Here is an 18,173-nt window from a genome sequence, read left to right on the forward strand (position 1 = left end):
GTCAGATTAATTTTCATGAGCGCGATCATGATCTGATACAAATGAAAAATCAAGCATCTTCAATGACGACGGATATATAATGTATATGCTTAGTCACATAGCTTTTTATTTTTTACATATTTTTTTGGAGCATTTAACGATTTTTTATAGCAAGTGATATATCCATTTTCTTTTAATTTGAAATCAGCGTACCAAGATACAGGAAAGCTAATGACAAAACCTAAAATACCAATAAATGTCAGAAACTTAAAAATTGAATTATTTTTCTTTGGCAGCTTTGAAAAATACAAATAATAAAATATAGCAATACAAAAATAACATGCCAAAGGATAAAAAAACAATATTGCAAACATCCTCCATGAAAAAACAACAACATCAGAAAGATTATAAATCAATAAAAATTCATCAACAGCAAAAAAGAGAGCCGCATTCATTATTAAAAATAAAAAAATGTCCCAATTGCTAAAGTTAATTTATTTTTATTATTCATCTAGACCTCTTCATTATTAATTTTAACCCCATTTAGATAAAATTAATATTATTTTATTCGTGGATAAGGATAACCAAATGGCTATTTACGATAATCTAATTTATCAGCCTCAGCTAGTTCTTTTTCACGCATGTAGTTTATCAGTTTTTTACTAATTTTATAACGGTCATCAAGTTCATATAGCACCCAAGTCGTAAAAGCCCCAAAACCTAACGCCACAACAGTAACTCCTAAAGCAAAACCACCTTTCAAAAGAACAGCTGCACCAGCAACAACCACAAAGCCAACCAAAACTCCAACAACGGTTTTGGCTACATCCATCGTGATATTTCCAAAAAAATCATAAATATCGTACTCATCTCTAAATAATAATTCCATTGATCTATAAAGAACAGAAACAATAAGAACTCTTCTAGACACTGTAATTATTCCCTCTCGCATTGCTTGTGTTCCTATACCTATATCTATTACCTTCCAATGATCTGCTCTATATTTTGTAGCGGTTAAAAATTTTCTGACTCCGGCATGTCCCGTCAGCTTTATCATTTTATTCCCATATCGATTGACATATTCAGTTACTCTTACGCCAAAATTACTACTTAATTCATTTGCTAATCGCATAAAAGCATAACCATCTAATATACTACCTGTATACGTTGTTACAACATCTGCTACTGAAAATAGATTATCTTTCCATGATGAATTCGGATTACTTCCACAAGAATTTTTTACAGCATCAACCATTTCACCATGAGTTAACAAAACATAATATTCCTCATCATCACACATTCTTGCCACAATGTCAGATGACATATTGGAATATTTTCTTTCAATTTCAGCGTAATTTTTTCTTCTATAATCTTCCGTGTGAGATAATGGTTTGATCCTTCCATTATCAACCACTAGAGAGTGATCAAAAAACGCGCCTTAAAATTCCCTTCTACTCATTTCAATACCTCCATCCAAGACAGATAGTTTAATATTTTAATTCTCTTGATTCTAATTTCAATGTTAGAGTTTGACCATCCGAAATACGCATATTTACTCCATCTGTCTTTGATGATGACATAAGTTGAAAACAAAATATCATCATCATAGCCAACTTATCTTCTAACCTAACAGGGTTATCAACCAATAATTCACTTATTTTTTGGATTAACTCATTTTTATTATCCATACGAAACACCTATCGATATCGAAAATACATATTTATATAAAAAATATTTATATTAATCAAGTGACAATAACATCTTAAAATTAAAGATAACCCACTTATAAAGAATGAATGTAACTTAACAGGATTTTATTTACTCTAATCCAAAATCATGAATCATATAAGGCACTCTTAACCTCTCAAAAAATAGTGACAACCTAAGCCTAAGCGCAGGCAAGCTTAAACAGCTCCGCGTTCGACCATTACTCAAGGATATTCTCCAAAAATAGTTATATACTAAGGGTCCTGCGGAAGAACTGACAAATGTGATAAGTTTGAGATATTAGTGGTTTATCTTAACGTCTATAACTATTTGATAATTAACTTAGAACAGCACTTTTGATAGATTTTTTCCAACATAACCAAATAGCGTACTTTTTGATAAATATAATTAAGTAACTTATTGAGGTTTCAGTAACTTTACATTTTTGTCAATTTTTCCACTGAACCCCATCCAGCGAACTGGAAAACTCATTCAATGTTCGATTCCCGCTGAAACTGTATGGGGACACGGGTTTGTCGGGAGCAGGATGAGGTAGCTCTGCAAGCCCGGATTTCATCGATAGCCTAGATACACACGCTGTTCAGTTTGTTCGCACTATCCAGTCCGTCAAATATAAGATCCTCGATCTTGCTCACAGATCTACATATTTTTCCTGATGGAAATACAGAAAGTTACATGTATGTATCTGAATGATCTCTTTATTTTACATTTTTGCTACAAGTTTGACGAAAATGCAACTATTAAATATATTAAATCATAGGTTATATCTTATACATTCAATCCATCGGGAGGTAATCATGCCGGTACCAACGCTTAAGCATTTCATTAATGGTCAGTATACTGAGTCTAAAGGTTCCGAATATTTTGATCTGGTAAGCCCGGTCACTGGTGAATCTTATGCGCGTTCTCCTAACGCGACTGTAGCGGATGTTGATGATGCTTACGCATCGGCTAAAGAGGCATTTAAAATATGGGGACGCAGTACACCCTCGGCACGTCAGCAGGCGTTGCTAGCGCTGGCTGATACGGTGGAAAAAAACGCTAAACGTCTGATTGAGTCGCAAAGCCGTAATACAGGGCAGCTCAAGCACCTGATTGCCTCCGAGGAGATTGCAACGTCGGTGGATCATATCCGCTTCTTCGCCGGTGCAGCTCGTTTTTTGGAAGGCAAGGCTACAGCGGAATATCTTTCTGGTATGACCTCCAGTATCCGGCGTGAACCTCTGGGCGTGGTAGGGCAGGTTACCCCATGGAACTATCCGTTGATGATGGCGGTGTGGAAGATAGCGCCTGCTCTGGCAGCAGGTAATACCGTGGTGCTTAAACCGAGCGATACTACGCCGGAGAGTACTCTGTTGCTGGCTGAACTGTCTGCTCCGTTCTTCCCTGCCGGCACTTTCAACGTGGTGCTGGGTAATGCTAGCGCGGGTTCCCTGGTCGTTTCACACAAAACGCCGGCTATGGTTTCCATCACCGGTTCCGTACGTGCCGGTTTGCAGGTTGCGTCTTCGGCGGCAGCTAATCTCACCAGAGCGCATCTGGAGCTGGGTGGCAAAGCACCGGTGGTTATTTTTGCCGATGCGGATGTGGACAAAGCCGTGGAGATCATTGTTACCGTAGGGTACTTCAACGCCGGTCAGGACTGCACGGCAGCTTCACGTGTGCTGGTGCATGAATCTGTTTACGATATTTTCGTCACTAAACTGGTGGCGGCAGCTAAAGCTACCCGTTTTGGCGATCCAGAAGATAAAGAGGCGCTGTATGGGCCGCTTAATAATGTTCGCCAGTTGGAGCAAGTCACAGGGTTCCTTGCACGTCTGCCCGCTCATGCCCGTATCGAAACAGGAGGCCGTCAGGCCGATCGTTCGGGATATTACTTTGAACCTACGGTGATTACTGGTCTGGAGCAGGACGATGAAATGATTCAGACCGAAATTTTTGGCCCTGTTATCACAGTACAGAAGTTCCTAACAGAACAGGATGCTATCGAGAAAGCTAACGATGTGAAATACGGGTTGGCCTCCAGTGTCTGGACCCGCGACCATGGCCGCGCGTTGCGTCTGTCTCGTGAGCTTGACTTTGGAACTGTCTGGATTAACACCCATATTCCTCTCACGGCAGAAGCACCCCATGGCGGCTTCAAGAACTCTGGATACGGTAAAGATCTGTCGGCTTATGGTTTCGATGAATATACGCGTATCAAACACGTGATGAGTTCCAACGACTAATACAGGATGCCCATAATGGATCAAAATAGATCTTCACGTGACTTGGTGTCGCGCGCGCACCACGAGCTGTTTACTGACCGTGATGTGGGGGCGCTTGAACGTTATTTTGCGCCGAATTTCATCGAACATTCCCCGTTGGTTAAAAAGGGTCTTGCCGGATTGCGTGAGCGGGTTCAGGCACATCCTGAACTGCACCATGAAATGTATCGCGTCCTACAGGATGGTGACCTAGTTGCTATTCACGGCCGTTTTACGGGGTTAGACGAGCAGCCGTTGGTCGGTTTCGATCTGTACCGGGTTGCCGATGGTCTAATCGTGGAGCACTGGGACGGCTTAGTGCCGCAGTCCGCGCCCAACGCTAGTGGCCGAACTCAGTTAGACGGCCCGACTGAAACGGGCTATAGCCATGACAGAGAGAAGAACCGCGAGCTGGTGGTTAACTTTTTCACCCGTACCCTGATCGAAGGACACTATGATGAGTTTAGAAACTACACCAATGGTGAAGAGTTTCGCCAACACAGCCCCGATATTCCCGATGGTACGGCTGCGGTCATTGCGTTTCTTAAGCAACTCAAGGATGAAGGGCAGGGCCTGCATTATGCAAAAATCCACCATACAGTAGCCGACGGGCAGTTTGTTCTGAGCCATTCGGAAGGAAGTATTGCCGGAGCACGTCACAGCTACTTTGAGCTATGGCGTATCGAGAACGGCAAAGTGGCTGAGCTTTGGGATGCTATCACTCCGGTACCGGAGGATGCGCAAGCGCTGCATCGTCACGGTATTTTTTAACGTTGTTTACCGACATGCTGAAATCCGATGCTATTTCAATCAGGAATTAGAGAATGACGGAATATTCCATCATCTATGCACCGCTCGATCAGGCTACCCGGACTGAACAGGTTGTCGAACGTTTAAGTAACGCGATCATCTCTGGGATATTACAGACTGATGAGCAGCTGCCTAACGAAAACGAGCTGTCGCGGCTGTTGGGTGTGTCACCGGTAACTGTTCGTGACGCCCTGAATACGCTGCGCGCCAGGCAGTTGATCGATACTCGGCGCGGACGTCATGGTGGTAGTTTTATATGTCAGGTTCCTGTTGAGGCAACGCGGAAATATCATCCGTTGCGGCTGATGGCTTCAGGTGAACTAGCGGATTTCAGCGAGTTTCACTGTGCCGTGATCGGCCACAGCGCGAGGCTTGCGGCTCAACGTTCAACACCGGGTGAACTGAGAAAGCTTGGGCAACTGATCGACAGCTTTGCGGCCGCGACGCAACCGGATGCCCGTATACAGACAGATATGCGCTGTCTGTTAACCCTGGCATCCCAGTCACAGTCGGCTAGGCTTGCCAATCAGGAGCTGGAGATTCAGGCCGAATGGACGCCTTTGATGGGGCTTCTGTACCGAGAGGCTGCCGTTCACAGCGAGGTTACCGCCGCCTGGCGTACACTCTTGGCTGCTCTGTATAAGGGTGATGACCTAGCCTGTTACCAGTTGGCGCAGAAGATGATTACCCAAATTACTGACCACTTGCTTGAATGCAAAATTCTTGCAGAGATCTGATCGCGAGTAACACGGCTGCATTCATCCCAGGAGAGGGGGGAGGCATATGTACAACGATATACACGTAGAACGGGCCAGGAGCATCCTGGACGATATTCTGGTCACGGCACAGCAGGCCACCGCCGCTCTAGCGGATAAGACAGCGCGTATTCTATTGGCGCTGCCGTTATATCATACGGCAGGTGTCCGCTTGGCGCGGGAGCAACGCGGCGCATTGCAAAAACATATCCACGATGTACTGCGTAATAACGCCTGGTGTAACGGGGCGGGATTTGCCAGTTATGCGGTCCCGAAGACGGTTGGGGAGGAGGAGGGTTACTGGACGCTGGAGTGGTGGCGTCAGGAAGGGGATACCATTCAATATGCGCCGCTGGAACACAATCAGGAGCAGCGCAGGTGCCTGGATTTCCGGTTGTTTGAGTGGTTCCGGCAGCCGGCCAACTGTCATCTTCCCGTCATTGACGGCCCCTATGTGGATTATGTCTGCAACGGCACCTACACGATTACGATAGCCCATCCGGTGCTTATTGGTGGGGAGTTTGTTGGTGTTGCGGCGGTGGATATGCTGGTCTCGACGTTGGATCGGTTACTTCTGCCGGCTCTGGGCGCTATCGGTAAGCCAGCATTGATTATTAATGACGATGCGCGTGTCGTGACTTCGACAGTGCCGGGAGTGCGTTCAGGTTCGTTATTGAAGAGCCAAAGCGTTAACTGGTTGGCCGATGGTGAAGTCGCTTCACTGCGTCTGGTAATTTTGCCGTCATCACACACTGAATCACACAGGGCGTTTGTCTGCTGAAGCCCACTTATTCAGATTGCTCAGGAGTTTTTATTTATGACTGAATCTATGTTAGCTAAAAGGCGCAGCGCGGCTATCGCAAAAGGCGTTGGCGTAACCACACAAGTCTATGTTGAGCGTGCGGAAAATGCTGAAATCTGGGATGTTCAGGGGCAACGCTATATTGATTTTGCCGCCGGTATCGCCGTGGTGAATACCGGCCACCGCCACCCGCGCGTCATTGCCGCAGCCAGAGAGCAGTTGGAACAGTTTACCCATACTTGTCATCAGGTAGTGCCTTATGAAAATTATGTAGCGTTAGCCGAACGACTGAACCGTCTGGTGCCGGGTAATTTTGTGAAGAAGACCGTCTTTGTTACCACCGGGGCTGAGGCAGTAGAAAATGCCGTGAAGATCGCGCGTGCCGCTACCGGGCGCAGCGGCGTGGTGGCTTTCAGCGGCGCTTTTCATGGCCGTACTTTCCTCGGTATGTCATTAACCGGCAAAGTCGTGCCGTACAAAATGGGATTCGGCCCGCTGGTTAGCGAGGTTTATCGTATCCCGTTTCCGATAGAGCTGCACGGTATCAGCGTGGAACAGACGCTGAACGCGCTGGATAATCTCTTCAAAACCGATATTGAGCCGACGCGTGTCGCTGCCATCATCATCGAACCGATACAGGGAGAAGGCGGCTTCTATCCTGCGCCTCCTGAACTGCTCAAATCCCTGCGTGAAATTGCCGATCGCTACGGTATTGTACTCATTGCTGATGAAATCCAGACCGGTTTCGCGCGTACGGGCAAACTGTTTGCTATGGAATATCATGAGGTTGCAGCCGATTTGACCACGATGGCAAAAGGTCTGGCGGGGGGATTCCCGCTGGCGGCTGTAACGGGACGAGCAGAGCTGATGGATGCGGTAGTACAGGGTGGTTTGGGGGGAACCTATGGAGGTAATCCGGTGGCGATTGCGGCTAGCCATGCGGTGCTGGATGTGATCGAAGAAGAGAAGCTGGCTGCGCGTGCGACGCAGTTGGGAGAGCGGCTAAAACAATGTCTGCATGAACTGCGGCCGCGTGTCCCGCAGATCGCCGACGTGCGTGGACTTGGGCTGATGATTGCGGTGGAGTTTAACCGTGCGGACAGTCAGGAACCCGATGCTGGCTTTACCAACGCGGTGCGTCAGAAAGCGCTGGAGCGGGGTCTGATTCTGCTGACGTGCGGTATACACGGTAACGTGATCCGTTTCCTTCCACCGCTGACTATACAAAATGATGTTTTTGACGAGGCGCTCAACGTTCTGGAGTCTGTGCTGCTCGATCTGAACCGTACCGCCGTTTAACCGGAGGGTAACTAAGGAGGGATTAACCCAAAATGAGCGTGGCGGCAGGGAGGAACCCGCTGGTTCATAAGAGAGGACAATAATGCACTGGTATTTAAATGTATTAAAGAACTATGCCTGTTTCAGGGGGCGAGCCCAGCGTAAGGCGTTCTGGTATTTTGTTCTGTTTCAGATTCTGGCTGTTCTCATCATTTCTTTCCTGGAAAGGCTGTTTGCTGTTGCCAATCCCGAAATTTATATGGGGTGGTTCAGCGCTATCTATCTGCTGCTCACCTTTTTGCCAGCGCTGGCGGTAAATGCCCGCCGCTTGCACGATATCAACTGTAGTGCCTGGTGGCTACTGTTACATCTTATCCCGTTTGTCGGCACTGTTATCTTACTGATTCTCGCCGCTCTGAAAGGGCAGGCGGGCAGCAATAAATACAGTTCAGGGAACCGGATCCATTCACAGGGAAATCCCCCGAGCCAGGCTAACGGGTAATTTCCGGTCATAAAGGAGTGCTGAAATGGCAATGAACAGAAGAGATTTTATCTCTACTGCCGCGATCCTCGCAGGGGCAGGAGCACTTTCATCTCTACTTCCCACCACCCCTCTGCTCGCCCGAACCTTAACTGCGGCCGATGCTTCGGCTGTCAATATTGACCAACTCCGGCCGATGCTGTTGCAGGATGCACAGTACAGAACCAGCCGGTTGGGGTTGGATCCGCGCATTTGGAACTGGCATAGAGACGTGGCTGCCATAGCCATGCCAGCCAACTACTATGAGGCCTCCCTGGCTGATTGGCCGGCTTTTGGAAGCTTTCCTAGAGACCAGAATTGTGAGGTTGTGGTCGTCGGCGGCGGGTTGCTGGGGGCTTCCACTGCGCTGCATCTTGCAGAAGCGGGCGTGGATGTGATTCTGGTTGAAAAGGATAACATTGGTTCGGGAGCCTCTGGCCGTAATGGAGGGCAGATGACCCCCGGAATTGCTCGCTGGGAAGCTGAAACTATGTTGGAAAAATTTTCACCCGATGAGGCCAAACGTTTATGGCGTTTTGCATCGGTTGAAGCGATGAATCTTGTGGATGAACTCCGCGAGCGTTACGGTTTTGAATGTGACCGCAAATATGGTCATATTACAGCAGCGATACACCCGGGTCATATGGGGCCATTGGTGGCTAATGCCGATGCCCGGCGCCAGCTGGGAGATACGGCGGTGAAGGTTATTGGGCCACACGAATTGCAGGAAGAGTATGTGCGTTCGAATATCTATCATGGTGCCAATATCGACAGCATCGGTGGACAGGTTCAGCCTCTGGCGCTGCTGCGAGGCCTAATTTATGGCTTTGCCAGACTGGGTGGACGAGTCTATGACAGCACGAAAGTGAAGGGCATCAGGCAGGATGCCAGCAGCGCGGTCATAGAAACTGAGCTGGGAGCTATCAGGGCGAGTAAAGCCGTGGTACTGGGAGTGCATGGCTCCACCGAAGAGTTTATCTCCGGCCCTTCCACTACCGTGCCTTTTTTCACCTATGTGGCGGTAACTCCGCCGTTGCCGGTGGATATCAAAGAACTGCTCCCGTCAGGTCTGCCAGTCTACGATACACAGTTACAGATAGACTATTATCGCGAGGTGCGCGACAACCGTCTGCTATTTGGTGGGCAGGGCACTGGCAATTCCTGGTCATCGCGTGATGTGAACAACTATTTGCTTGAGCGTATCAGAACGGTGTTCCCACATCTGGAAAAACCCGAATTGGAATACTCGTGGGGCGGGATCAGCGATCTGACCCTGAACGGTGCCACCGATGCCCGTAAAAGCGGTGACAGCGTCCCTGTGTATATGGTGCATGGCTGGAGCGGTCATGGAGTGGCGCAGACGGTTCGTATTGGCAAAGCCATCAGCGACGATCTCATCGAACGCAATCACGACTTTACCATGCTTACTCGCATCGAACATTCGAGTATTCCGCTGGGCTCCCATTTCTCTCCGGTGGCTATCCCATTGATTAAAGGCGCTCTAGGAGTGATAAACACAGTGAATCCGGCAGATATGGTTTCGTTCTGATGCAGCGCGGCCGCAAAAGTCTGGAGTGGTTTTTAATCATTCAAAATAAGTTATTCGTAAATTGAGAGTTTCGATGGCTCTGTGCAGAGACAATAAATGCCAGTTTCACTCGACGAAATCGACTGCGCTGAGCCAGCAGGAAAATAACAAACTGGTGTTGACCATCCGGGAAAGCCTTTATAGTACGATTAGTACTATTTTTCCCGTTTTCTGAGGCAACCCCTAGATACAAAAAAGGCGAAAAAAAATCCCACCTCAATGGTAGGGATTCATGATACTTGTTTTGCTAGTTCGTAATTGAGCATCACAACACCAAGAGGTTGCCAGTACCTAACCAATCCAGACGTTTTTACGATGAAAAATAGTTTCTTTGTGAAAGAATTTATTATCATCCTTAACTGTTATTAGGCAAGCTAATTAACAATCGATCATTCGATATGATAAGAACTCTGTTTGAAAGAAAGTCATCGCCTAACAGGCCATCAAAATCTATCCGTTCATCTGGAATCTGAAAGATAAACGCAGAGAGCTTAACGCCGTCAGGCGTCACAATGGCTTTCTTCGGGCAGTGCTGCGATAACTTAGCACACCCCTCCTTTGAACGAGTGAAAATCATTGTATGGCTTGCGCCAGTATCAATAACCATACGACGTATCTTCTCATTACCCGATGACACACTGATTTCTATCCCGTTCCTTGTGCGGGTAAACGGGATAGATTGCCAGCGGTAGCCATCAGGAAGCGCTTTAAGATGGTCGGTTATCGTCAGCACTTTTGAAGCGTAGTTGATAATAAGCGTTTTGTTTTTGGCGACACCCAGCCCTAGCACTCCATCTATGATAAGTTGTCCGTTGTCGTCTAACATGCCGTTACCCCACGTTTTGAAAATTTCAACGTTAACATCTGAAAGGCGTTCACCATTAACAGTAAGATTGGCTGCTCTTGCCGTTACAGCAGACTTCTCAACTCCAAAAACATCAATGGAATTTTGCACGGTTGTTGTGCGATGGTTTAGCTCTGGAAAAATCGAATCAAAGACGGTTCGAGGGAGATAAAAGGCACCGGATGCCCCAGTATCAATTGAAAGCTTATTAACTTCTTTACCATTGATATTGAGCGAAACAGAAGGAGTTACATGCTCAAGGTAAACAATCGGCGCAGTAATATCTGCCTTTACTGCTTCAACTGGAATCACTGTAAGACACAGCGCCACGCATACATTCAGGACTCTATTCATATTCAGCGATCCGTTAAGGTCAGTGGATAATATTTAGTGCTAACTCGTTTCCCATATTAAAACATAGTGATGAAAGGCTTAGACTACAATGCTGTTTATTTTGAAATTACTTATAATTGATTGATTTTAGATATAATCGACATGTAAGACACTATTTTCGTTGATTTTTTGTTTGTTATGTTACTTGCCGCTCTTATTTAAGGGGTTCTGTCGCATTAAGGTGAGGTCAGGTAATATTCTGTCTTTTACTCTGTAAGCTGAGCATATCTTTAATACGAAAAGTGTTCAAACGTCTGCATTACCTGATGACCGCTTAATGCGACAGAACCAATCATCTGCACATCGAGTGTTAAGCCCTGTCAATTGGTGCAGTCGCCTTCTGAAAATGTAGTGTTATAACAATAGCATATCTCAAATATAGTTTTTACTCAAAGAGTCGGTTCAATCGCTGAATAGCTGTATCTATTGTTGAGCGGGAGCACGCAAAATTGATTCTGGCAAATCCGGCATAATCTGCACCAAATTTTATTCCATCATCCAACCATAAATGAGCACGGTTAAGTAACTCATGTTGCAAATTTTCTGGTGCAATGCCACTGTTTCTGAAATCCATCCAACCAAGATAAAGAGCATCTGCATCGAAAAGTCTAACTTTAGAAAGTTGCCCAAGACATTGTTGTAATAACATCCGATTGTCACGTAAATATCTCAATAACTCAGCCAACCATGATGCCCCATAACGATAGGCTGCTTCACAGGCAACGAGTCCTAATCTATTGGGGATGTGTAATGAACAACATGTATAAGTGTGTTTTAGTTTTTTGCGGATTTTTTTATTGGCAATAAACAAATTAGAAGTCTGTAATCCTGCCATATTGAATGTTTTACTAGGGGACGTACAAGTAATACAGGTATCAGAAAATTCATCACAGATGTTAGCAAAAGGCAAATAATTTTTATCTGTAGAAAGGATCAAGTCTTGATGTATTTCATCAGAGATGATCATTATGCCATGCCGTAAACAAATATCCCCCATTGCGGTTAATTCATCTTTATTCCATACGTATCCAGTTGGGTTATGAGGATTACATAAAAAAAACAGCTTCGTGTTGGGGGTAATGGCTGCCTCAAATACATCAAGATCCAGTGTGTATCCCAATTCTTTTTCAACTAATGGTGCTGTTACTATCCGCCTTCCATTCAATAAGGCACACTGATAAAAGGGGCTGTAAATCGGTGGTTGAATTAAAATTTCATCTCCCAATTTAGTAAAAGTTTGAATAATTAAACTCAAGCTGTTCACAACACCCGGACTCTGTATGATCCATTCTTCTTTTACTGGCCAGCGATGGTGCTGCAATTGCCATTGCATAATAGCCTCAAAAAGACTGTCACTTGCTTTGCTATAACCAAAAACTCCTTGGTTTATAGAGTTATGGAGCGCATTTCGCACTTCAATAGGACATTGAAAATCCATATCAGCAATCCATAACGGGAGAGGTGCTTCATCTGTATTGGATGGCAAATAAGGTGACGGATATTCCCATTTGAGTAGATGAGATTTAGAAAAATCAATCACATCATCGAAATCGTAAGTCATATAAGATCCCGCTATTATGCCAATTTAAGGAAAAATGCTTTAAAAAAATCATAAATTATCATTGAGAGCTCTTAGGATTATTAATCCGATATATATATATCACCGCCAAAATCGCAGAGGCTAACAGAAAATACGTAATTATCATTGATAACCAATCACTACTCCAATACCTCATAACAATCCAGGCAATTAATGATGAAAATGACATTTGTATTGTCGCGATTAATGCAGAAGCTCGTCCAGATAAATGACTAAATGGAGATAAAGCAATAGTTGTCCCAGTACCAAGCAATATGGCAAATCCCAAACTTCCCAATGTAGCTGAAATAAGATACGACCAAACTGATATTTTTAAAAGATAAATGGTCAAGACAAAACCAATCATAGCCAACAATAATAATAGAGCTCCACCATACAACATGGCGATATCTTTTCCTCGCCCTAATAATCGAGCAGTTAGCAAGCTGCCAACAGTGATGGCAATTGCATTAATAGCAAAATAATAACCAAACCGGTCAACTGGGATATTTAGGGTTTCAATAAGAACTACGGGGGAGCTTGAAAAGAAGATCAATTGAGTGGCGAATCCAAAGCTACTCGTCAAACATCCAAGTAAAAATTTAGGGTGACGCAATACCTCTAAATATCCTGAAAATATCTTTACCAACAAAAGAGAAGTATTTCTATGCCTTTTCGGTAATGGTTTCCATAAGGCAAGAAGACAACATAATAACCCGACCCCCCCCAAGACATAAAAGTCAGATCGCCAGCCATAATGTACAGCTAGTTTTCCTCCTATCATTGGGGCCAGTATAGGCACCAGACTGATCACTCCATTAAGCATGCTAAATACTTTTCCTACTTCTGCCCCCTTGAAGCGAATAGGAACACTAGCGAAAATAGCAACATACATAGCTCCTGCACCACACCCCTGAATCAAGCGCAATACTATGAGCAAAGGAAAACTATGAATAAAATACACATTAATACTTCCTAACACATAAAAAGCCCCCCCGCATAGCAACACACGTTGAGAGCCGAACTGATCGACCATCGGCCCGAAAAACAGCTGACTGAAGCTCAAACACAGTATAAATCCACTAATCAACCATTGATTCATCTCAGGTAAACTGCCTAATTCACGAGATATCATCGGTATACTAGGCAAACAGATATCCAATCCTAAGGGGGCAGCAATTACCAGCGGAATCAACCAGACAAACTGCATTACAATACTGTTTTTCTTTACCATCAATAAATCTGCTCTTCTGTTTTAGGAACATTTTGTTTAATGTGAAAACAACGATTAATCAGAGGATTTAACCGATGATATTGATGGGATATGGACTGATAAATTGCTGATGTCAATGTAGATCCAATTTCATGTTTACTAAAATCAGAAACCATATTCGACGCAGCAATTTCACCTCTTATCCCTGAGATGAATTCGTAAAACGCTTTGCCTTTAGCTTTTCCTTTTATTCCTTTTCGTCCACCTTCTATTGCAATAATGTCATCAATATTGAAAACTTCAATATGTTCCCCCCCAAGCATTTTATGGTTGCGAAAAATATAGATTTCTAGATGTTCTTTCGTCCCTATACGATAATTTGCAACTGGAGACTCATTTGATTTATATGAATGAAAGTGAATGGATTGAAATGGGCCTTGCTGAAAAACATGAGACTCATGAGCAACGCGCCCATTACCTTTATAAAGATCCCGGCCAGCGGCCGTTACCCAATTTCGCTGTGAATATCCATTGTGACACAAATTTATCGAAGCAGTAGTAATTATTTTATCGCCATGTTTAAAGGAAATATTACTGCAACAATCGATTTCACCAAAAGCACCTAAGAGAGAATCCAATTGGCTTTCATCATAGTGATTAGCCTTATCAAAGGTATGCTGACCAAATAATTTTCGGTAATCATTTAAACTAAACTGGCTGAGAACATCCTTAGGACGGACTGCTGTCGCAAAAACGTCAATATTGTCGTATTGTTTTTCTTCACTAATAGCAGATTCTAATACAAAGGGGATAATATCAAAGTAATGATAACCACTATGTGAACACTTCCCATAACCTTGATTATAAGGATGATAATGTTGTTCTATAATTTCCGTTGGCATACGCCATTGCCCATCAGAATGAAAAGTTTGTACATTTGTGACTGGGCAATTTGTCATAAAAAAACATTCTGAAAGATATTTTTTTATGATATCAAAGGATGTTTGATATCTACGTTGAGCCATTAAAGAAAAAACTTGATATGGATTTTCACATTGTTTTTTCTGATACAGAGAATTAAGAAGATGATAGTCTTCTGCAATTTTTATTGATTTGTCAATGGATGTTGAAATATCTTCATAAGAAGATATTGGTTTATCCATCAAAATAGATAACCCAGAGTTCAGAGCCCATTTTGCATATTCAATATGGGCCAGAGGTTCAGTTGCAATAATAACACCATTAATAGCGTGTTTTTTCACAATTTCATTCAATACTATTTGAACATCCAAACTTAATTCATCTTGATTATTATTAACATTATTTAAATAAGTGACTTCTGGCTGCAACATTTTCCCAGATAAGTATAATTCTATATTTTTCTTTTCCGATATCAAATCCACAGCTGCACATAAATTTAATTTAGGATCATCCATTGCATCTTCCAGTAATGGATAATATATTCTCTTGCTATGTGGACCAAAGCCAATCAATAACAGATTGACCGTATGATTACTATTTAGCATAAATAACTCATTTAAATATTTTTATTAAATAATGTGTTTTTTTCTAAGCAATAATTACCAATGAATAGTGCATCCATGCCTATTGATTGTCTAAAACAATTAATAGCATCAACTGGGGACTCTACAATAGGCATTCCTGCTAAATTAAAACTGGTATTGAGTACTACTGGTATACCCGTTATTTTATCCAATTCTTTAATAAGGTTATAAAATTTTTGATTCGAAGTAGCAGAGACAGTTTGTAATCTCGCTGTTCCATCTACATGGATACAAGCAGGTATATCAAGTCTTGCTTGTGCTTTCACAGGAGCTACTTTCATCATATAAGGCACGGGAGACAACATGTTGAAATAAATATCCGCCTTTTCCTCTAAAACCACAGGAGCATAAGGTCTGAACCATTCACGTAATTTAATCTGACTATTGAGTATTTCTTTTGTCCAACTGTTAGATGCAGAAGCAAGGATGCTACGATTACCTAAAGCTCTGGGGCCATATTCACTACGATCCTGAAACCAGCCTATTATTTTACCATTAGCAATCATCCGTGCAGCTTGATATTCAGGGTCATTTACTTTTTGAGTGACAAATTCATTTTTATAAGAGAAAATACTTTCTAAAATTTCATCTTCTGAATAAACAGGACCTAAATAAGGTGAAGAATTAAATTTAGGTATTTTTTTATCTTGCTTCCAAAAATACTCCGCTGCGGCCCCAAGCGCTAATCCAGCATCACCAGGTGAAGGAGGAACATAAACATTGATATTCAATTCTTCTTCTAATTTACGGTTCATCACAGAATTCATTGCCACACAGCCAGTAACACATACTGTATCGATATGATATTTATTGATTAATTCTTTTACTCGATTGATAATTGATTTTTGTAGTTGATCCTGAGCCCATGCCGCGAGGTGCATATCAAAGGGACGAATAACGCCGGCTTTATGACGCCTTTCAGGAATATGGACTCCTTGTTTTCTGAACCAATTTTGAATGTCTTTTGTACAATCATAAACATAGTTCTCATCTTTTAATTCAGACACAACACCAGTTTTCGTCTCAGTAAATGCCGGATAACATGAAAAAACGGCAGGATCACCAAATGAAGCCAGTCCCATTGTTTTTCCTGACTCACGATAGCTGTCAAATCCTAGATAACAAGTCACATCACCATAAAACCGACCATATCCCTGATCGCAAGGTTGTGTATTGTCCTGAGCAAGCAATTTCAAGTCGTTATTTTCATACAAATAATAACTGACCTGTTCAGCTGAATTATTTTCCAAAACTTTCGTATCAGTTATTTCACCAATAATATTACCGGTATGATCAGCGACAACAACCAATGCACGCTTAACATCAGTTTGGCAAACAGCGCTCATAGCATGGGCTACATGATGAGATTTCACAATATGAATTTTTTCGAATCCGAGAAATAAACTATCAAGATATTTTTTAAGATTATTGGCCATCGCACCTGAGGAGGTCATAGGTTGCCCGAAACTAACTACAGAAATTGCGGAGAGATCATCTAATGTCAATTTGTTTCTGTATAAAATTTCTTTTACTGCATTAGTCACTTGTCCATCATACTTTTTCTTTGAAACTCGTTCTTCAGCAATCGCCATAATAACCTGATTTCTATCAGCTAATACGACATTTCCATCATAAGTCACCGACCCATCGACCAAAATAGGTATATTAATTGCTAATACTATTTCTTTCATGATAATTTCTCTATTCTAACTGTTTTTAATGTTTTTTACTCTTAATAAAAACATTAGTGGAATCGAGGTGGTGTTATGTTCAAAACACCACCATCCTTCTTCATTTTCAAATAGCTGTGAGAACGCTTTGTAGAAACTTTTATCAAATTCTTTAAATTTCATTAATTGCATATCTTCGTTTATTAAACTTGTTATTATCTCAGATAGGCTATGGAAATAAACGTATTGCTCTTGATTCTTTAATAGAACATCCCTGTTTGCATAAGAATATTTATAATTAGCCTTAATCGGATCACCGGATAGATGATGGAAGGAAATAAATGAGTTATTGAACGATGTATTGTCCTGGCTAGGATTGCTGAGCATACGAGCAAAAGGGTGCTCATCAATAATAATAAATTCACCACCAGATTTTAAATGCGAGGATATTGTTTTAGCCCACAAATTTAAATGCTGAATCCAAATGATAACTCCATAAGAGGTAAAAATAAAATCAAACTCCCCTAAATTAAGAGAAGATAAATCATAAACGTTAGCACAATAAAGTTTTGTTTTTAAACCAAATTTTCTTTTAATGCATTTTGCAGTATCAATGGCTACAGAAGAATAATCAATTGCTGTTACATTTGCACCTAACATTTCAATAGCAAAACTATCTAACCCAATATGACATTGTAAATGAAGGACTTTTTTTCCTGTTAAATTTCCTAATTCAGACATCTCAATGCTTTTTAATTTATATTTTTGTGGATCATAACTATCAATGTTGTAATCAGATTTATCAAAATGAATTTTTGCTAATTCATCCCAAAATTGGATGTTTTTACCATCATAAAAATTTTCAAACATATAATTTTATTTTGCTTTTGCAAAACTCCCTCATATATAAGCTATAAACACATAATTGAGTCTGATGCAGACTATTAAAAATAAATTTTATTTTTAATTTCATTTTAATAAACGTGTTACCGATAGCTTGTTTCTTTATCATTGGCTGCATAATACAATGCAATATTCAATATTTGTTCAACAAAAAGGATTACCCAGTTGCTGTAAAACATAAAAAATATGTATTGTTATAATAAAATTGGCTTTCATATTGAAAATCCGGTTATGAATTAAATAGTTAGTTGCTATGATTAACTCTTGACTTTTTCGTGGTGAAACGTGGCGACAGAACCG

Annotated in this window: 17 protein-coding genes; 7 read left to right on the forward strand and 10 right to left on the reverse strand. The window is 42.2% G+C overall.

The features are described 5' to 3' along the window. Positions 1 to 89: 89 nt before the first annotated feature. The 4 genes from NXS07_RS21810 to NXS07_RS06745 all read right to left on the reverse strand — a co-directional run bounded on the left by NXS07_RS21810 (position 90) and on the right by NXS07_RS06745 (position 2,263). On the reverse strand, positions 90 to 434 hold the full coding sequence (locus NXS07_RS21810; RefSeq protein ID WP_368859246.1) for a DUF1240 domain-containing protein: 345 nt from the start codon (positions 432 to 434) through the stop codon (positions 90 to 92). Positions 435 to 571: 137 nt separating this feature from the next. After that, positions 572 to 1,393: a hypothetical protein gene (locus NXS07_RS06735; RefSeq protein ID WP_258086425.1), complete on the reverse strand. Its 822-nt coding sequence runs from the start codon at positions 1,391 to 1,393 to the stop codon at positions 572 to 574. A gap of 73 nt (positions 1,394 to 1,466) precedes the next feature. Further along, complete coding sequence (locus NXS07_RS06740) at positions 1,467 to 1,667, reverse strand: hypothetical protein (protein WP_046335520.1); 201 nt, start codon at positions 1,665 to 1,667, stop codon at positions 1,467 to 1,469. Positions 1,668 to 2,134: 467 nt separating this feature from the next. Further along, positions 2,135 to 2,263, reverse strand: a complete 129-nt coding sequence (locus NXS07_RS06745; protein ID WP_258086426.1) for a hypothetical protein — start codon at positions 2,261 to 2,263, stop codon at positions 2,135 to 2,137. A gap of 241 nt (positions 2,264 to 2,504) precedes the next feature. Between NXS07_RS06745 and NXS07_RS06750 the strand changes: the two genes are divergently transcribed. The 7 genes from NXS07_RS06750 (at position 2,505) to NXS07_RS06780 (ending at position 9,667) form a co-directional block, all read left to right on the forward strand. Beyond that, the gene (locus NXS07_RS06750; protein ID WP_258086427.1) at positions 2,505 to 3,935 is read left to right on the forward strand and encodes a gamma-aminobutyraldehyde dehydrogenase; all 1,431 of its coding nucleotides are present in this window, start codon (positions 2,505 to 2,507) and stop codon (positions 3,933 to 3,935) included. Positions 3,936 to 3,980: 45 nt separating this feature from the next. Beyond that, a complete protein-coding gene (locus NXS07_RS06755) occupies positions 3,981 to 4,724 on the forward strand; it encodes a nuclear transport factor 2 family protein (RefSeq protein WP_230580602.1) in 744 nt (247 codons plus the stop codon). A 53-nt stretch (positions 4,725 to 4,777) separates the two neighbouring features. Then, the gene (locus NXS07_RS06760; RefSeq protein WP_038207373.1) at positions 4,778 to 5,500 is read left to right on the forward strand and encodes a FadR/GntR family transcriptional regulator; all 723 of its coding nucleotides are present in this window, start codon (positions 4,778 to 4,780) and stop codon (positions 5,498 to 5,500) included. A gap of 46 nt (positions 5,501 to 5,546) precedes the next feature. Beyond that, a complete protein-coding gene (locus NXS07_RS06765) occupies positions 5,547 to 6,299 on the forward strand; it encodes a PDC sensor domain-containing protein (protein WP_258086428.1) in 753 nt (250 codons plus the stop codon). A 36-nt stretch (positions 6,300 to 6,335) separates the two neighbouring features. Continuing rightward, positions 6,336 to 7,619: a 4-aminobutyrate--2-oxoglutarate transaminase gene (locus NXS07_RS06770; RefSeq protein WP_038207367.1), complete on the forward strand. Its 1,284-nt coding sequence runs from the start codon at positions 6,336 to 6,338 to the stop codon at positions 7,617 to 7,619. 82 nt (positions 7,620 to 7,701) lie between these two features. Continuing rightward, positions 7,702 to 8,100, forward strand: a complete 399-nt coding sequence (locus tag NXS07_RS06775; protein ID WP_038194512.1) for a DUF805 domain-containing protein — start codon at positions 7,702 to 7,704, stop codon at positions 8,098 to 8,100. A 25-nt stretch (positions 8,101 to 8,125) separates the two neighbouring features. Further along, complete coding sequence (locus NXS07_RS06780) at positions 8,126 to 9,667, forward strand: NAD(P)/FAD-dependent oxidoreductase (RefSeq protein WP_258086429.1); 1,542 nt, start codon at positions 8,126 to 8,128, stop codon at positions 9,665 to 9,667. Positions 9,668 to 10,061: 394 nt separating this feature from the next. On the opposite strand, the gene NXS07_RS06785 is transcribed toward NXS07_RS06780, so the two are convergent. From NXS07_RS06785 to NXS07_RS06810, 6 genes are all read right to left on the reverse strand, one after another. Continuing rightward, positions 10,062 to 10,904 carry an aspartyl protease family protein gene (locus NXS07_RS06785; RefSeq protein WP_258086430.1) on the reverse strand — a complete coding sequence of 281 codons (843 nt, stop codon included), beginning with the start codon at positions 10,902 to 10,904 and terminating at the stop codon, positions 10,062 to 10,064. 424 nt (positions 10,905 to 11,328) lie between these two features. Continuing rightward, the gene (locus NXS07_RS06790; protein ID WP_238125338.1) at positions 11,329 to 12,504 is read right to left on the reverse strand and encodes a MalY/PatB family protein; all 1,176 of its coding nucleotides are present in this window, start codon (positions 12,502 to 12,504) and stop codon (positions 11,329 to 11,331) included. 58 nt (positions 12,505 to 12,562) lie between these two features. After that, positions 12,563 to 13,756, reverse strand: coding sequence for a multidrug effflux MFS transporter (locus tag NXS07_RS06795; RefSeq protein ID WP_258086431.1), 1,194 nt, complete (start codon positions 13,754 to 13,756; stop codon positions 12,563 to 12,565). Beyond that, positions 13,756 to 15,261, reverse strand: coding sequence for a Gfo/Idh/MocA family oxidoreductase (locus NXS07_RS06800; RefSeq protein WP_258086432.1), 1,506 nt, complete (start codon positions 15,259 to 15,261; stop codon positions 13,756 to 13,758). The genes NXS07_RS06795 and NXS07_RS06800 overlap by 1 nt, the downstream gene beginning before the upstream one ends. A gap of 11 nt (positions 15,262 to 15,272) precedes the next feature. After that, a complete protein-coding gene (locus NXS07_RS06805; protein WP_258086433.1) occupies positions 15,273 to 16,991 on the reverse strand; it encodes a carbamoyltransferase C-terminal domain-containing protein in 1,719 nt (572 codons plus the stop codon). 15 nt (positions 16,992 to 17,006) lie between these two features. Beyond that, complete coding sequence (locus tag NXS07_RS06810; RefSeq protein WP_258086434.1) at positions 17,007 to 17,840, reverse strand: class I SAM-dependent methyltransferase; 834 nt, start codon at positions 17,838 to 17,840, stop codon at positions 17,007 to 17,009. Between the last annotated feature and the right edge of the window lie 333 nt (positions 17,841 to 18,173).

The organism is Xenorhabdus bovienii (assembly GCF_024721015.1).
Classification (GTDB): domain Bacteria; phylum Pseudomonadota; class Gammaproteobacteria; order Enterobacterales; family Enterobacteriaceae; genus Xenorhabdus; species Xenorhabdus bovienii.

Excerpts from the sequence above, each read along its gene's own strand:
- NXS07_RS06795 (WP_258086431.1), bottom strand. The coding sequence starts at position 13,756 with ATGGTAAAGAAAAACAGTATTGTAATGCAGTTTGTCTGGTTGATTCCG.
- NXS07_RS06760 (WP_038207373.1), top strand. The coding sequence starts at position 4,778 with ATGACGGAATATTCCATCATCTATGCACCGCTCGATCAGGCTACCCGG.
- NXS07_RS06780 (WP_258086429.1), top strand. The coding sequence starts at position 8,126 with ATGGCAATGAACAGAAGAGATTTTATCTCTACTGCCGCGATCCTCGCA.
- NXS07_RS06750 (WP_258086427.1), top strand. The coding sequence starts at position 2,505 with ATGCCGGTACCAACGCTTAAGCATTTCATTAATGGTCAGTATACTGAG.
- NXS07_RS21810 (WP_368859246.1), bottom strand. The coding sequence starts at position 434 with ATGAATGCGGCTCTCTTTTTTGCTGTTGATGAATTTTTATTGATTTAT.
- NXS07_RS06745 (WP_258086426.1), bottom strand. The coding sequence starts at position 2,263 with ATGAAATCCGGGCTTGCAGAGCTACCTCATCCTGCTCCCGACAAACCC.
- NXS07_RS06790 (WP_238125338.1), bottom strand. The coding sequence starts at position 12,504 with ATGACTTACGATTTCGATGATGTGATTGATTTTTCTAAATCTCATCTA.
- NXS07_RS06740 (WP_046335520.1), bottom strand. The coding sequence starts at position 1,667 with ATGGATAATAAAAATGAGTTAATCCAAAAAATAAGTGAATTATTGGTT.
- NXS07_RS06765 (WP_258086428.1), top strand. The coding sequence starts at position 5,547 with ATGTACAACGATATACACGTAGAACGGGCCAGGAGCATCCTGGACGAT.
- NXS07_RS06810 (WP_258086434.1), bottom strand. The coding sequence starts at position 17,840 with ATGTTTGAAAATTTTTATGATGGTAAAAACATCCAATTTTGGGATGAA.
- NXS07_RS06770 (WP_038207367.1), top strand. The coding sequence starts at position 6,336 with ATGACTGAATCTATGTTAGCTAAAAGGCGCAGCGCGGCTATCGCAAAA.
- NXS07_RS06785 (WP_258086430.1), bottom strand. The coding sequence starts at position 10,904 with ATGAATAGAGTCCTGAATGTATGCGTGGCGCTGTGTCTTACAGTGATT.
- NXS07_RS06775 (WP_038194512.1), top strand. The coding sequence starts at position 7,702 with ATGCACTGGTATTTAAATGTATTAAAGAACTATGCCTGTTTCAGGGGG.
- NXS07_RS06805 (WP_258086433.1), bottom strand. The coding sequence starts at position 16,991 with ATGAAAGAAATAGTATTAGCAATTAATATACCTATTTTGGTCGATGGG.
- NXS07_RS06800 (WP_258086432.1), bottom strand. The coding sequence starts at position 15,261 with ATGCTAAATAGTAATCATACGGTCAATCTGTTATTGATTGGCTTTGGT.